Below are 14,895 nucleotides of genomic sequence, written 5' to 3'. Positions count from 1 at the left end.
TCCCCATTAGTTGCTATTTCAGTTGTGTCAGAAACTTTTAGCTTCATTGAGAACTGGTGGAGAGATATTATAAGCCACACCGTCACAATCGTTGTATTAACCTTATCAATGGCATTGTTTGTCGAAGCACTCACTATGGAATCAGAGACCCTTTGGCCAAAAATTCCGGCATTGATCGGTACAGGTGCATTGGTTATCAGCGGACCAAGTTTAGTTAAAAGTATTTGGTTTTCAAGCGGTATCGGCCGAACTGGTCAAGGCGTAGCACGTTCCGCTATGCACTTAGTATCCCGTAGATAAAAAACAAAAAGGAGTAATTTAACATGAAAAAAATCGTCGTTCTTCTCTTTACTATCTTCACTATTTTTTCGCTATCTGCTTGTAGTGGTAATTCCGTTCATGAAGATTTGCAAGCCAATAATTGGAATGTGGTGTCAACAAAAGGTGATGCTTATAGTGCTAATTTTGGGAAAGATACAGTTACGTTTGACCTTGCGGGTTTTCCTTTTGGTTATTCATACTCACTGGATGAAGACGAAACAAAAATTGTGTTTCAACCTTCCGAAGGTGACGAAAGTATTGAGTACAACATAGAAAAACAAAACGATGAATTTGTTTTAACAGCAACTACGGAAGAATCAAGAGAAGAAAACGGAGATTTAACGCTGACCCCTATTGAACAAGAATAGAAAGAATGTGTTAGATATGAGTAAAACAGTCATTTTAGCTGAAAAACCAAGTCAGGCTTCCGCTTATGCAGAAGCTTTTGACAAAACGGAACGAAAAGATGGGTACTTTATCGTACGTGGCAATGGCTATCAAAGTGCTATAATCACGTACGGTTTCGGTCATTTAGTAGAACTATACGAACCGAACGAATATAAAGCCGTGTGGAAAAAGTGGCAAATAGATACCTTGCCTATTTTTCCAAAAAATTACCAATTCAAAGTATCAAAAGATAAAGTAAAACAATATAAGATTGTAAAAAAGCACTTAGATGAAGCAGATACCATAGTCATTGCCACAGATAGCGACCGAGAAGGTGAAGCAATTGCACGTTTGATTATCAACCTTTCAGAGAACAATCGAAAAACAATTAAACGACTCTGGATCAATTCCCTTGAAACAAGTGAAATTAAAAAAGGATTTCAAAACTTAAAAGATGGACAAGAGTTTTATTCTACCTATAAAGAAGCAGAAACCAGACAAATTGCTGATTGGCTGGTAGGAATCAATCTAACCCGTCTTTACACTCTTTATATGCAGAAAAACGGCATGAGAGGTGTGTTTAGCGTTGGACGAGTCCAAACTCCGACTTTATTCTTGATTTACCAACGCAACGAAGAAATTAAACATTTCGTCAGCAAGCCGTTTTATGAATTGTATGCCAATTTCAAACACCCAAACGGCACGTACAAGGGGAAATACAAAGAACGGTTTGATACACTAGAAAATCTTGAAGGCTTCAAACAAACCAACCAATTAGAACAGACAGAAAATGCCAAGATAACGAATGTCAAAGTAGAAGAAAAAAGGCAGTATGCCCCAAAACTCTTTAGCTTATCTGATTTACAATCTTTAGCGAACAAACGCTTTAAGTATAGTGCAGACAAAACTCTTTCTGTCGCTCAAAAACTATATGAAAAAAAGGTGCTTTCTTACCCAAGGAGTGACACCAATTATATCGGTACACCAGAGTTTGACTATCTAAAAAGTGATCTCAATCGGTACCTCGAACTAGCAGAAGCAACGATTGACGAACCGCAGCTAAGTGAAAATAAACGGTATGTAGATGGAAGCAAAGTACAAGAACACTATGCGATTATTCCAACCAAGACATTACCGAAGCTCAACGATCTAACGAAAGACGAAAGAAACATTTACCTTCTTGTGTTATATCGTACCCTAGCAATCTTTGGAAAGCCCTATATATATGACGAAACCACGATTGATACAGCTATCAACCAAGTGCTTTTTCAATCAAAAGGAAAAACAGAAAAAGAGCGTGGATGGAAACGACTGTACAAGCAAGAAGAGAAAGACAAGGACGACCAGCTTTTACCAGAAGTAACCATTCATGATTTGGTGGATTTTGCCCTTAAAATAAAGGAAGGGAAAACCCAACCACCCAATTACTATACAGAAGGTACATTGCTAACCGCTATGAAACATGTTGGACGGACAATGGACGATAAGGATAGCAAAGACATTCTCAAAGAAACTGAAGGAATCGGAACCGAAGCCACCAGAGCCAGTATTATTGAAACCTTGAAGAAGCAGGACTATATTACTATCAGTAAAAGTAAGATTTATGTGACTGAAAAAGGCGAATTGTTGTGTCGCATGATTACAGATGATGAAATTACCAATGCAGGCATGACCGCCCAATGGGAACGCTACTTGAAAAAGATACGAAGCAAACAAGGTACACAAGAAGCCTTTTTAGGAAGTATCGAGCGATTTCTGCAACACCTCATTGAAAAAGTACCGCAAAACTTCCAAGATAAAAAAGAGAATATTGCAGATGTAGCCAGTCATATTGAACAAGAAAAAGTGATTGGCACTTGTCCGAAATGCAAAAAAAGTGTGATAGACAAAGGGAAATTTTATGGTTGTTCGGGGTACACAGAAGGTTGCAAATTTACGTTACCTAAAAGATGGAGTCAAAAAGCACTTACAAAGAAAAACGTACAAGATTTATTAAGTAAAAAAGAAACCAGTTTGATTAAAGGATTCAAAAGCAAAAAAGGAAGCAATTTCTCGGCAAAATTAAAACTAACTGACGAGATGAAATTAGCTTTTGAGTTTCCGGATAAATAAAAACACAAGATCCAGACCTTGCCCCTTTTGGAAAAAAGAGGCAAACCCCCAAAACCGCCTCAGTCACCCAGTTGTAAGAGCCTAAAACTTAGTAACGCTTAAACAAGTCAAACAAGAAAAGGCAGCGATTTGATTAGTCGCTGCCTTTTTTGCTTTTCAAATAATGAAGTATTTTTTAGCATAGGACTATCTTACATGTTGTGGGAGTATCCCTTCTCAAGCTCTTCTTTGCTTGTAGCCATTTCTATTGTGATATGATTCTCTACGCTTGATTTGTGTGCGACTTCTGCAATTTCTTCTTTTATTTCCCTAGCCTTATCTATATCTGAAGGGTCTATAAGAACCGTGACGATAAGGGCGTTTTTTTCCCCGTCCAGTGACCAAATGTGAAAATGTGAGAGGTCTTTTACAGCAGGAACATTTTTAATGGAATTCGCCAAGCTCTTTACGTTTACATTTTCAGGCGAACCATTCAATAAAATTTTCATTGTGGTGAAAAATTCAGGAACGGTTTTGTAGAGGATATAGAGTGCAATCAAAATCGATAAGATAGGATCCAGACGATATGCCTCGGTAAAGTTCATTAGAATACTCACAATCAAGACTCCAATCCACCCTAATACGTCTTCCAGCATATGGAGGTTCAACATACCCTCATTTTTGGATGTACCTTTGCTTAAAATCCAAGCAGCATATCCATTCAATGCAATAGCTACGAGAGAAAGCCAGAACATGCCACTATAATTTACGGGTTGTGGGTCAATCAAACGTGGCACACTACGATAGATCATAAAAAACGAGCCACTAATTAGCACAACGCCAGTTATCAGCGCGCCCAGTAAAGAAAAGCGGTTATAGCCAAAAGTGAACCGTTCATCTTGTTTTTTCTCTGAATAACCTTGAAAAAACCAAGCGAATCCAATTGAAATAGAGTCCCCTAAATCATGAACTGCGTCGGACATAATGGACACACTATTGAAAAGAAAACCAAAGAAAAATTCGCTTATAGAGAAAATAAGATTTATGAAGAAAGCAATTTTAATATTCTTTTTCGGTTGATTCTGATTCGAGTGATCATGGTCTTTATCTGATTTTGACATTTAAAAACCTCCTAAGTTTGTATGCTACATACTAATTGGTTTTATTTTTCTAATTCATTAACATGAGTTAAGACTTGTTCGAGAATACTAAAAACATGAAGGTCATCTAAACTGTAAAGCATACTTTTTCCTTCTCTTCTTGATTTCACTAAGCGTGCGTCTTTCAACGTTTTTAATTGATGAGAAATAGCGGACTGTTCCATGTCCAGAGAAATAGCGATATTTCCAACACTACACTCTTTTTTCTGTAAAAGAAAGAGAACCGACAATCGTGTAGGATCACTAATCACTTTAAATAGTTTGCTTATTGACAGAATAGATCCTTTATCGATTGGAGAAGTTGTTTTTATATCCATAGTGTTTTTATTCCTTTCATATGACCTTTCGTTCATATCTATATTACCATATGAGCGAAACAATGCTAATCTTTTGTTTATAAAAGAGAAGTTGCGTTCTCGTTATCTTGACAAAACGTATATAGCGATATAAAATGAGAACACAAACATATGAATAGTTAGTCATATGTAAAATGGATTCATTACGATTTACTTTTGGAATAAACGAAAGGAGTCAGAAATAGCGGAAATTTATGTGATTCAGGAAGTAAATGATGGAAAACAAAGGAATTATAAATTATATAGGGAGGTAATAGAAATGGAAACTATCCAAGAACAACAGTCTCAAGAAAAGCATAATCATAATCACAACCACGATCACGACCATGATCATGGGAAAATGCCAGTCGTTTTGTACTTTGTTGGTTTAGCATTAGCAGTGATTGCTCTATTTTTGAATGAAGATTATCAGTTGGTACAAAATGTTTTGTTCTCAATCGCTACAATCAGTGCCGGGTATCACGTTATTCTTCTTGAAGGCCTTGGAGAAACAATTGAGAATTCAAAAGCACAAAAAAAGTTTATACCTAATTCTCATATTTTAATGGGATTAGCGGCAATTGGAGCTTCTTTGATGGGGAATTTTTGGGAAGGAACATTATTGATTCTTATTTTTTCTGGCGCACATTTTTTGGAAGATTATGCAGAAGGAAGAAGCAAACGAGAAATAACGAAATTACTCGAAATGAATCCAACGACTGCCCGGTTAATCCTGCCTGATGGTAGTACAAAAAATGTAGATGTCAGTGAATTAAAAGTGGGAGATCAACTTCAAGTGTTGAATGGTGATCAAGTACCTATTGATGGCGTCATTTTGTCTGGATCTACATCCATTGATGAGTCGTCTATTAATGGAGAAAGTATCCCGAAAGAGAAAGCCAAAGGAGATGGCGTCTTCGGGAGTACAATCAATGGAACAGGTACCTTCACGATGAAAGTCACCAAAGAAAACAAAGATACAGTATTTTCAAAAATTTTACAATTAGTGAATCAGAACCAAGATAACCAAACAAAAGCTGCGAGTATTATCCAAAAATTTGAACCGAAATATGTCACAGTTGTTTTAATTGCCATTCCTCTATTCATGTTATTGGCTCCTTTTCTACTTGATTGGACATGGTCACAAAGTGTCTATAGAGGATTGGTCCTTTTAGTTGCAGCTTCACCGTGTGCTTTAGCAGCAGCTACTGTCTCGGCAACGCTATCGACGACTTCTAATTTAGCCAAAAAAGGAGTCCTTTCAAAAGGTAGTTCTTACCTGTCTCAATTAGCCGATATTAAAGCAATTGCATTTGATAAGACGGGCACCTTGACCAAAGGAAAACCTGAAGTAACCAATTATTATTTTGCTGATTCCGTGAACGAAGAAAACATGATTGATATCGTAGTAGCTCTTGAAAAAGAATCCAATCACCCCTTAGCAGATGCTATTCTAAGAAAGTTTGAGCAAAAAAACAAACTAACTATTGATGTAGAAAACCAGATTGGTAAAGGATTGACAGGAAATTATAAAGGAAAAAATTATCGTATAGGAAAACCGACATCGTTTGAGGATGTTTCAGATGAATATATCCGTTTAAATAACGAATGGGCGTCAGAAGGTAAGACGGTCGTATACGTAGCAGTCGATGAAGAAGTTATAGGCCTTATTGCCCTCATGGACGTTCCAAGTGAACATGCAAAAGCAACCATTGATTATTTCAGAGAACAAGGCGTACACACTACTTTAATTACTGGTGACTCAGAAATGACGGGAAAAGCGGTTGCTAAACAATTAGGAATAGATGAAGTGATTGCGAATGTCATGCCGGAAGACAAATCCAGAATTATAGACGAACAAAAAGAAAAATACGGTGTGACCGCCATGGTTGGAGACGGTGTCAATGATGCTCCCGCTCTTGTTAATGCAGATGTGGGAATCGCTATGGGAGATGGGACTGATGTGGCAGTAGAGGTATCTGATTTAGTTTTAATGCAAAACAATTTATCTAAATTGGTACAATCCCATAATATTTCTTCGAAAATGAACCGTGTCATTTGGCAGAATATTATTTTTTCAATGGCCGTTGTTGCCTTTTTAATTGTCGTTAGTTTCTTAGGTTTAACGGATATTGCAATCAGTGTCATTATTCATGAAGGAAGTACATTGGTTGTTATTCTGAATGGGCTTCGATTGTTAAGGTCTAATTCTAAGCCTATCAAAAATTAATAACCTGTTTCAAATATTAACTAATTCTCGTTTTCATATGCCTCTGAAGTTTTGGAAACTTTAGAGGCATATTTTTATAAATCAGTTAGTATCAAAAACAATCGTTTATGCCAGTATAATTTCTGACCGCTTTTTTCATAAAAAAGTGGCCCTTTTTTGTCTCAAAAGCACTCTCTTTATCTAAGGATCTTTACCATCCGTTTATGATACACTCCACTGGAAAAAACAAAAAAGGATTACGTAGAAAAGTTGAGCGAATTGCTCAGCTTTTTTTAATGAACGAAAGTTACTGCTTCCAATAAGTAACTAAAAAATAAGGAATTCTTAAATCATTTCGTCTCCTCAGGCAAGGAATAAACAATGAAGCGATCGCAAAAGTTTTATCTCTCAGGTATTAATCCAAGATTAGGAAATTATTGATAGATGATTAAACTTGATTCCCATCAATTTCTCTTTCGTGAATTAACTATATGATACATATAGAACACAACGACAAGAAATGAATCTTGCTATAAATGTGATGCTAAACATCAAACCATTTGACTTCATATCTTGCACTCGGAAAATCTAATATGCCCTTGAAGAACAAATAGGTATCTATTTTACACAAGTATTAGCAAAGGTTGGGGAAGTACGTGTAAAGTACAATCCCGACTATATACAGTTGTCGGCCACCCTGTTCAGTATGTGACCCAATTGAACCCAGTTGAGCAAAGTAAAAAATAAAAAAGCAAACTTGATGATAATCAAGTTTAAATCATTGACTGTACCTTATACTAAAAATAACAAAAATACTTGGAGGGAAAAAATATGCAACAATCCTGAATAATTCATAGCTCTAATTTAAAGCTGTTTTCTTGAATAAATTGCCTATTTTTATATTAGGAAGATACTTTCTTCTAAAATATTGTGTTTTCGAACAGGATTCTTAGGGAAGAAGGACCTATTAAAAATCCTTTGTCTATTTAAGGGCAGACTGATCCCTTGAAATAATCAGTTAAAACTTTATGCGATAACTCCTCTAAATACATTGTCTGGATCGCCGTAGGCGTTCGAAAACCTTATAAAATTCGGTTTGATACACATGATAACTCGACAGTTTGAGATAGACTTGTCTGCCTGTTTTAACGAGTTTGCCGGCAACTTTGAGCAATGTCAATCGTATAGAATGAATCGTCATCCCCCGATTCACTTGTTCAAATCCAATGGTCTTTAAAAAATTGACGAGGTTGTAAGCCAGGACACTGATCATCATTCTAACGTGATTTTCCAGGAAGAGTGGGCTATCTGTTTTGTCAAAATAAAAGCCTGATTTCGCTTCTTTGATGAAATTCTCCATTGCACCCCGTTTGCCGTAAAGAGAGAATATGACTTCAGGTGAGACATTATCGGATAGATTAGTCACAATGAATGCGTGGTGAAAGAGCAATTCTCCTGCTTCACGAACGGAACGTATACAGACTCGACGGGGTTTCGACCATGATTGTGCTTGATAAGGCATTGAAAAATACTGAACTTCCCGATCTTCCCATTTTTGGTTATCCCCGTAAAGTACGGATTGCTCAGCTAATTGACTTAACCTCCGATTGTTCTTTAATCGGATCACATACTGACTTTCATTTTCTTCACAAGACTCATACACCACTGGTGTTGCGAAGCCGCTGTCTCCACGAACCAATATGTCAGTATTCGGTATGGATTCATTGTAGTGGTGTAACAATGGGTTGATAAAGGCTTTCACCCCTTTAGATGTGTACTGATTACCTGAACGCAGTTCAGCTTTTAAGAAATCTCCAGTCAGTCCGTCAAAGGCAACTAATGGGTGGTAGCCGTAGGTTTGATAATGTGCATTATAATCTGTTTGTTCTTGATGGCCAAAGGTATCTGAATGAGTGGAATCGACATCAATGATTAACTCGGTGTCATTGCGAATCAAACGCGCTTTATCAATCAGCGACTGATTTAATGCTTGGAGTTGATCCATGTTCTCCTCAGTGAAACGATCTAAAAACCGTGAGATTGACGATTGTGAGGCCAACTCTTTTTTACCGAGTACAGCTTGAAAGACTGGATCCTGTCTTAATAGATTAGCTGATGAGTCTGCCGAGTACCCAGCAATTAACTGCATAATGAGTTGTTCTAATATCGCTAAGTTATCATGTGTGAAGTAAACACGTTTGTCTTTAATATGGAGCCACTGTTTAGCTACGTGTGAAAAGTCGAAGGTATTCATCACCTCTTTAACTAAGACCAAACCCGAATCACTCGATAAGCGACCACCTGTATGTGAAATAGTCAAATTTGAATTGAATTTTACCTGGTTTTTGTGTAAGCTAGTCATGAGAAGAACTCCTTTCTTATGGTTGGTTTCGACACCTTTACCATATCAGAATGGGGTTCTTTTTGCATCACTTAACAGGTGAAAATGAAAAAGTAAATGAAGACTGCCGTTAGGCAGTTTCAGACGGTTTGAAGTCAAAGTATGAATTATTCAGGAACAATATATATTAAGTAAGAAAAATCAAATTACATTAATCAGTGGGATTCTAATTGCAGTCGGATTTTTCAGTCACTTCGCTTTAGAAAATGCATTTCTTGCTGAGTGGTCGTTGATTATCGCCTCGATCTTTGGGGTCGCTCCAATCGCCATTCAAGCGTATCAAGCGTTAAAAGTGAAAGTTGTGAGTATTGATGTCTTAGTCACGATTGCCGTTATCGGAGCATTATTGATTCAAAACTTTGAAGAATCCGCCGTTGTCACCTTCTTATTCTTATTTGGACATTATTTGGAACAGCGTACATTGAACCAAACACGTTCGGCAATCAAAGAATTAACCGACATGGCACCAGAAAGTGCCTTGGTCCAAACAGAAGACGGAGAATTTGAAGAAGTGGATGTAGATGATGTAGATGAAGGAGATGTTCTGCTTGTCAAAACTGGTGGGAAAGTACCAGTAGACGGAACCGTTTTAACAGGTGAAGGGTATATCAACGAAGCCAGTATCACAGGAGAATCCGTTCCTGTCACAAAAACAGAAGGCGGAGAAGTCTTTGCCGGTACGATATTGGAAAATGGCACCATTCAGATTCGGGCAGACAAAGTCGGAGAAGACACCACGTTCGGTAAAATCATTGAGCTTGTGGAAGAAGCACAAGATTCCAAATCAGAAGCGGAGCGCTTTATTGACCGTTTCTCTAAGTGGTATACCCCAACTATTTTGGTCCTGGCATTTATTGTTTGGGCAATTACCCAAAACATTGAATTGGCGATTACGATTCTGGTATTAGGATGCCCGGGCGCATTGGTTATCGGTGTGCCTGTTTCAAACGTTGCCGGTATCGGAAATGGTGCACGTAACGGTATTCTCTTGAAAGGGAGTGAAGTCATCAATGACTTCAGTAACGTGGACACCATTATATTTGACAAAACAGGTACACTGACAGTCGGGAATCCTGAAGTGGCGGAAAAAGAAGTGTATGGAGACAATAGTGAAGAAGCACTCAGCTATTTAGCCAGTGTGGAACAGGAATCTGATCACCCCTTGGCAAAAGCCGTATTGGCAAATATTGGTACTGTAAATATGACACCAGTAGAAGAGACAGACGTTGTCAAAGGTGGCGGAATTGTCGCACAAGTAAATGGTCATAGAGTCGCCGTCGGAAACGTCGCTTTAATGGAAAAAGAACAAGTTACTTTAAACAAAAAAGCACAAAAAGACGTCCAAAGGTTCGAGAAAAACGGCAACTCCCTGGTTCTGACGGCGGTCGATGGTGAATTAAAAGTTCTGATGGGTATCCGCGACCAAGTCCGTCCAGGTGTAAAACAAGATTTGCAAAATTTGAAAGATCTTGGTGTGAAAAACCTCGTTGTTCTTTCAGGTGATAACCAAGGAACGGTTGACTTGGTTGCCAGTGAACTTGGACTTACAGAAGCACATGGACACATGCTGCCGGAAGATAAGTCGGCACACATTGAAAAATTACAAAAAGAAGGCCAGATCGTCGCTTTTGTAGGGGATGGCGTGAATGACAGCCCGTCATTGGCTTTGGCGGATATCGGAATCGCGATGGGCAGCGGAACAGATGTAGCGATAGAAACGTCTGACGTTGTCTTGATGAACTCGGATTTCAGCCGTTTGCCGCATGCACTAGGGCTGACTAAGTCAACTGCGAGCAATATGAAACAAAATATCCTTATTGCAATCGGTGTCGTGTTGGTCTTGTTGGCCAGTCTCTTATTTAGCGAATGGATGAGCATGTCAATTGGAATGTTGGTTCATGAAGCCAGTATCCTGGTGGTTATCTTCAACGCCATGAGATTGTTGAAGTATCGCTTAAGAGGCGACAGATATAATGTGAAAACGGGTGTAGAAGAAATCGAAACAGCGAAATAAGAATGAATGAGAAAGGAGAATGTAAGATGGACGAGTATACTGAAATACACGAAAAATTAGACTTTTTACTCGAAGACCATGGAATTAAGTTTGATGACAGCCATTTGGATAAACAGACCCTTCATTCCCTCCATGTAAAAGCAGACAAGCTATTGAAAGCCCACAAGTGTACCATTCCTGAAGGAGATGAGTCTGTGGGAGCTTTGCAGCCAAAATTGAATAGGTTGATTTCAGGGCATGGAAAAACGTTTGATGCGTCCGACTTAGATCCAGAGAGTTTAAATACCGTAGTTGAGAAATTGACTGTTTTAGTAGGTGCTCATGGCGAGCATAGCTAAAACTAACAAAACCTTGTTGCCTTTTTATTGAACTGCAAAAGAAGTTGAATTAGTTGATTTCTAACAATTATTAGTAAGGGAATACCCTTGGTACTTTAAATACCGAGAACAAAATCTTATAGAACAATTCGTTAAAGGAGATGGAGTATGTCTAAAGCAGTAATTACACTAGAAACCTTGTCCTGCCCATCCTGCTTGAAAAAAATCGAGAGTGCTGTTAAAGGACTCATTGGTATTGATCAGAACAGCGTGAGAGGGGTATTCAACGTAAACAAAATCAGAATTGATTTTGACGAAAAGACGTTGGCAATTGAAGACGTTGAAAAAGTGATTGAAGATTTGGGTTATCCAGTCATCAAATCAAAAGTGAAAGCAGCTTAACCAAACATAAGAAGCTGGCTCAAATAAATCAGTCTTGGATACGGAGTTCAACCAGCTACGCGAAGTAACCCATAATTATACCGTTCCTAAAAATGCGTGCATGCCACACGCTACGGTATACAAGCTTTTAGCTGAAGCAGAGGAAGCATACCAAATTTAATTTAGTTTTTTATAAAAAAAGCAAATAGATTCTCTAAACTTGATGGTCATCAAGTTCAACGATTCAAATGTACCGTATACTTTAAATGTAAGATAAACAAAGGGAATAACAACATAAAACTAATTTTAAAAAGGAGAAATAAACTATGTCTAAAGCAACCATTAAACTAGAAACCCTATCTTGTCCTTCCTGCTTACAAAAAATTGAAAGTGCCGTAAAAGGACTGGATGGAATCGACAAAAACAGTGTGAAAGTCTTGTTCAACTCGAGTAAGGTAAAAACCAACTTTGAGGAAGATAAAATAGCAATTGAAGAGATCGAAAAAGCGATTGAAGACTTAGGCTATCCAATTATCAAATCAAAAGTAAGTGCAGCATGAGTCACGTTTGAAAATGAAAACTACTTCCAACAGTCTGTTTATTAAAATTGGTAACAAATAATTAAAAATATTAGGAAAAATATTAGGAGGAATAGAAACATGGTACAAGATAAAACACCACAAGAAAAACTGCAAGAAGAGCAAGATCATAAAGAGCACGTACACCATACAAAAATCAATGCAGCAGCCATTGCGGATCACATTTTAGGAAATATTCATACCCTGCACGTAAAATTGCACCAGTATCATTGGTATGTGAAAGGTCCTCATTTCTTCTCGTTACACGAAAAACTGGAAGAATTGTATAATGCAAACGAAGAGTGGTTTGACACAATCGCGGAACGTCTGTTAGCTTCAGGACACAAACCAGCTTCCACAACCGCCGAATTCGAAAAATACTCCATGCTTTCAGAAGACCCGGCTGATAAATATTTAAAAGCAGAAGAAATGACTGAAAATGTTGTAGAGGATTTCAGAAGCACCCGTGAATTTACAGTCCGCGCCATACGTTTGGCTCAAGAAGAAGGCAATGATGCGTTAGAAGATACATTGATTGCTTTCAAAGATCATTTAGATGAAAGTATCTGGATGTTGCAAGCCTTCTTAGGCAAAGAAGCATTGGAAGATGACGACGCCTATGATGAAGACGACGAAGACTAAAAGTAGATAATGTGTGTTAAGGCTGGAGTGAAAATTCCAGCCTTAACTATGTTCATTAAGATTCTGTTCGGATGGAGGAGATGGAATGAACTTACTGATTGGAGCAATCAACCCACACGCTATAGAATGGGGTCCAGTTGTTATTAATTGGTACGGAATTATTATTGCTCTAGCGATGCTGATCGGCATTTCATTAGCTACAAAGGAAGCTCAAAAACTGGGACTTGAAGAAGATACCATGGTAGATATGGCATTATGGGCCATACCAATTGGCTTTATCGGTGCCCGACTTTATTACGTTTTATTCAAATGGGACTACTATATACAGAATCCGAGTGAAATCATCGCAATCTGGAATGGTGGAATTGCCATTTATGGGGGGCTAATTGCGGGTGGTCTCGCAGTATACTGGTTTGCAAGAAGAAAGAAAATGACGCTAACTCTTTTACTAGACATACTTGCACCTAGTGTCCTCCTAGCTCAATCGATTGGTCGCTGGGGAAATTTCATCAATCAAGAGGCACATGGCGGTCCAGTCACCCGACAATTTTTAGAAAACTTGTACTTACCGGAATTCATCATTAACCAAATGAACATCAACGGAACCTATTACCATCCCACTTTTCTTTATGAGTCTTTATGGAGTTTAGTTGGTTTCGCCTTGTTGCTCCTTTTGCGGAACAAGAATCAATTCCTTCGCCAAGGAGAAGTGGCGCTCAGCTATGTCATTTGGTATTCAGCAGGAAGGTTTTTTATTGAAGGCATGCGGACAGACAGCTTATGGATAGGCGATTTCTTACGAGTTTCACAAGGCTTGTCCCTCGTTTTGTTCGTAGCAGCAATGGGTGTTTGGATGTATCGCAGGTACTATACCTACCCGCCAGTACCCTATTATAAGGATGATCCCAAACTGTCCAAAGCAGCAAAGTAAGGAGGTGAAGATATGCTAGACAGATGGCAGTTAATTAACAGAGAGACCGACAAAGTGGAAATGGAAGGAGCATTGCAAGAGATTCTGGAAGAATTGGATGTGCCCTCTCCTGAAGAGATTTCAGATCAATACACACTAACGAAACCTCAAAATCACTCCACAGGAGATCATGAAAAAAGAAGAGTCAATGAATAAAGCTCTTTTTAGGTTAAATGCAAAAGCTGAATCAGAAAAAGTTTACTACTTTTTGATTCAGCTTTTTTGTCGATTATGAGTGTACCCATAATCGACATTCAAAATAGATTGATTTTTCTACGTTTATATTGTAGATTATAAGTGTCGATTAAATAAATCGAAATGAGGGGTAAAATGAAGGTAGGTTATGCACGTGTGTCCACTACTGATCAAAACCTGGAACGACAGCTAGATGCATTAGAAAAAGCTGGGGTAGAAAAAATATTTCAAGAAAAGATGTCTGGTAAAAATACGACTGATCGAATAGAACTAACAAATGCTCTCCAATTTTTACGAGAAAAAGATATATTGATTGTAGAGTCATTGGATCGTTTAGGGCGAAACTATGACAACATTATTCAAATTGTTCAACAACTCGATCAAAAAGAAATTGGGTTAATGGTTTTAAATTTACCTATCTTAAATCAAGAACTAGGAGACCCAAGTTTACAAAAACTGATTCGTAACATGATTGTCCAGTTGCTTTCTTGGACAGCTGAGAATGAACGAGAAGAAATCAAACGAAAGCAGCAACAAGGAATCGAAATCGCAAAGAAAAAAGGATATTATAAAGGACGTCCTTTAAAATATTGCGCAGACGCAAAGAATCCTAAAGACCGAATGACTTATCAGGTAATTGTAAATAAATTACAGCTTGAAGAACCCATTAAAAAGATTGCAGATGACACCGGGGTTACTCGAGATACTGTATATAGAATTAAGAAAGAGCTCTGTCTCTAGAGAATATGTCATTTAGAGAAGAGTGCTTGTCCTTTAATCGTCAAATCATAAATATAAATAAGCTAATCGTGTAAGGAATACTAAGGAGGCAATCTTTATGGATGATTTATCTTTTTCTGAGTATGATCTAAAAATTTTACAAGACCAAAATTT

The 14,895-nt window shown here is 37.9% G+C and carries 15 protein-coding genes; 12 read left to right on the top strand and 3 right to left on the bottom strand.

Features of this window, described 5'->3' with window-relative positions; all coding sequences use genetic code 11:
• From TS1_RS12675 to TS1_RS11115, 3 genes are all read left to right on the top strand, one after another.
• Nucleotides 1-300, top strand: a 300-nt coding sequence (locus TS1_RS12675; RefSeq protein WP_217994591.1) for a hypothetical protein, incomplete at its 5' end; no start/stop codon positions are given.
• Nucleotides 301-323: 23 nt separating this feature from the next.
• Nucleotides 324-689, top strand: a complete 366-nt coding sequence (locus tag TS1_RS11120) for a hypothetical protein (RefSeq protein WP_068710574.1) — start codon at nt 324-326, stop codon at nt 687-689.
• 16 nt (nt 690-705) lie between these two features.
• The gene (locus TS1_RS11115; RefSeq protein WP_083498305.1) at nt 706-2,820 is read left to right on the top strand and encodes a type IA DNA topoisomerase; all 2,115 of its coding nucleotides are present in this window, start codon (nt 706-708) and stop codon (nt 2,818-2,820) included.
• 191 nt (nt 2,821-3,011) lie between these two features.
• On the opposite strand, the gene TS1_RS11110 is transcribed toward TS1_RS11115, so the two are convergent.
• Together TS1_RS11110 and TS1_RS11105 are read right to left on the bottom strand one after the other, a co-directional pair.
• Entirely contained in the window at nt 3,012-3,920 is a 909-nt protein-coding gene (locus TS1_RS11110) for a cation diffusion facilitator family transporter (protein WP_068710573.1), read from the bottom strand.
• A 41-nt stretch (nt 3,921-3,961) separates the two neighbouring features.
• Complete coding sequence (locus TS1_RS11105; protein WP_002320191.1) at nt 3,962-4,276, bottom strand: ArsR/SmtB family transcription factor; 315 nt, start codon at nt 4,274-4,276, stop codon at nt 3,962-3,964.
• Nucleotides 4,277-4,574: 298 nt separating this feature from the next.
• Between TS1_RS11105 and TS1_RS11100 the strand changes: the two genes are divergently transcribed.
• Nucleotides 4,575-6,524 carry a heavy metal translocating P-type ATPase gene (locus TS1_RS11100; RefSeq protein ID WP_068710572.1) on the top strand — a complete coding sequence of 650 codons (1,950 nt, stop codon included), beginning with the start codon at nt 4,575-4,577 and terminating at the stop codon, nt 6,522-6,524.
• A 1,021-nt stretch (nt 6,525-7,545) separates the two neighbouring features.
• Here the strand turns inward: TS1_RS11100 and TS1_RS11095 are convergent.
• A complete protein-coding gene (locus tag TS1_RS11095) occupies nt 7,546-8,865 on the bottom strand; it encodes an IS1380 family transposase (RefSeq protein ID WP_068710571.1) in 1,320 nt (439 codons plus the stop codon).
• Nucleotides 8,866-9,013: 148 nt separating this feature from the next.
• Between TS1_RS11095 and TS1_RS11090 the strand changes: the two genes are divergently transcribed.
• The 8 genes from TS1_RS11090 (at nt 9,014) to TS1_RS11055 (ending at nt 14,742) form a co-directional block, all read left to right on the top strand.
• The gene (locus TS1_RS11090; RefSeq protein ID WP_068710570.1) at nt 9,014-10,918 is read left to right on the top strand and encodes a heavy metal translocating P-type ATPase; all 1,905 of its coding nucleotides are present in this window, start codon (nt 9,014-9,016) and stop codon (nt 10,916-10,918) included.
• 26 nt (nt 10,919-10,944) lie between these two features.
• Nucleotides 10,945-11,256: a hypothetical protein gene (locus TS1_RS11085; protein WP_068710569.1), complete on the top strand. Its 312-nt coding sequence runs from the start codon at nt 10,945-10,947 to the stop codon at nt 11,254-11,256.
• Nucleotides 11,257-11,403: 147 nt separating this feature from the next.
• Nucleotides 11,404-11,637 carry a heavy-metal-associated domain-containing protein gene (locus tag TS1_RS11080; RefSeq protein WP_068710568.1) on the top strand — a complete coding sequence of 78 codons (234 nt, stop codon included), beginning with the start codon at nt 11,404-11,406 and terminating at the stop codon, nt 11,635-11,637.
• 305 nt (nt 11,638-11,942) lie between these two features.
• A complete protein-coding gene (locus TS1_RS11075; protein WP_068710567.1) occupies nt 11,943-12,176 on the top strand; it encodes a heavy-metal-associated domain-containing protein in 234 nt (77 codons plus the stop codon).
• Between the two features lie 99 nt (nt 12,177-12,275).
• A complete protein-coding gene (locus TS1_RS11070; RefSeq protein ID WP_068710566.1) occupies nt 12,276-12,836 on the top strand; it encodes a Dps family protein in 561 nt (186 codons plus the stop codon).
• Nucleotides 12,837-12,921: 85 nt separating this feature from the next.
• Nucleotides 12,922-13,767: a prolipoprotein diacylglyceryl transferase gene (gene lgt / locus TS1_RS11065; RefSeq protein WP_068710565.1), complete on the top strand. Its 846-nt coding sequence runs from the start codon at nt 12,922-12,924 to the stop codon at nt 13,765-13,767.
• 12 nt (nt 13,768-13,779) lie between these two features.
• A complete protein-coding gene (locus TS1_RS12620) occupies nt 13,780-13,962 on the top strand; it encodes a hypothetical protein (protein WP_002405058.1) in 183 nt (60 codons plus the stop codon).
• A gap of 174 nt (nt 13,963-14,136) precedes the next feature.
• Nucleotides 14,137-14,742: a recombinase family protein gene (locus TS1_RS11055; protein ID WP_068710564.1), complete on the top strand. Its 606-nt coding sequence runs from the start codon at nt 14,137-14,139 to the stop codon at nt 14,740-14,742.
• Nucleotides 14,743-14,895: the final 153 nt, after the last annotated feature.

This window comes from Tetragenococcus solitarius NBRC 100494 (assembly GCF_001544195.1).
Classification (GTDB): domain Bacteria; phylum Bacillota; class Bacilli; order Lactobacillales; family Enterococcaceae; genus Tetragenococcus; species Tetragenococcus solitarius.
Note: the sequence above shows the minus strand (reverse complement) of the source record. Positions and strands in the feature narration are given on the sequence as shown.

Excerpts from the sequence above, each read along its gene's own strand:
- lgt (WP_068710565.1), top strand. The coding sequence starts at position 12,922 with ATGAACTTACTGATTGGAGCAATCAACCCACACGCTATAGAATGGGGT.
- TS1_RS11095 (WP_068710571.1), bottom strand. The coding sequence starts at position 8,865 with ATGACTAGCTTACACAAAAACCAGGTAAAATTCAATTCAAATTTGACT.
- TS1_RS11055 (WP_068710564.1), top strand. The coding sequence starts at position 14,137 with ATGAAGGTAGGTTATGCACGTGTGTCCACTACTGATCAAAACCTGGAA.
- TS1_RS11075 (WP_068710567.1), top strand. The coding sequence starts at position 11,943 with ATGTCTAAAGCAACCATTAAACTAGAAACCCTATCTTGTCCTTCCTGC.
- TS1_RS11120 (WP_068710574.1), top strand. The coding sequence starts at position 324 with ATGAAAAAAATCGTCGTTCTTCTCTTTACTATCTTCACTATTTTTTCG.
- TS1_RS11100 (WP_068710572.1), top strand. The coding sequence starts at position 4,575 with ATGGAAACTATCCAAGAACAACAGTCTCAAGAAAAGCATAATCATAAT.
- TS1_RS11115 (WP_083498305.1), top strand. The coding sequence starts at position 706 with ATGAGTAAAACAGTCATTTTAGCTGAAAAACCAAGTCAGGCTTCCGCT.
- TS1_RS11080 (WP_068710568.1), top strand. The coding sequence starts at position 11,404 with ATGTCTAAAGCAGTAATTACACTAGAAACCTTGTCCTGCCCATCCTGC.
- TS1_RS11105 (WP_002320191.1), bottom strand. The coding sequence starts at position 4,276 with ATGGATATAAAAACAACTTCTCCAATCGATAAAGGATCTATTCTGTCA.
- TS1_RS11070 (WP_068710566.1), top strand. The coding sequence starts at position 12,276 with ATGGTACAAGATAAAACACCACAAGAAAAACTGCAAGAAGAGCAAGAT.
- TS1_RS12620 (WP_002405058.1), top strand. The coding sequence starts at position 13,780 with ATGCTAGACAGATGGCAGTTAATTAACAGAGAGACCGACAAAGTGGAA.
- TS1_RS11085 (WP_068710569.1), top strand. The coding sequence starts at position 10,945 with ATGGACGAGTATACTGAAATACACGAAAAATTAGACTTTTTACTCGAA.
- TS1_RS11110 (WP_068710573.1), bottom strand. The coding sequence starts at position 3,920 with ATGTCAAAATCAGATAAAGACCATGATCACTCGAATCAGAATCAACCG.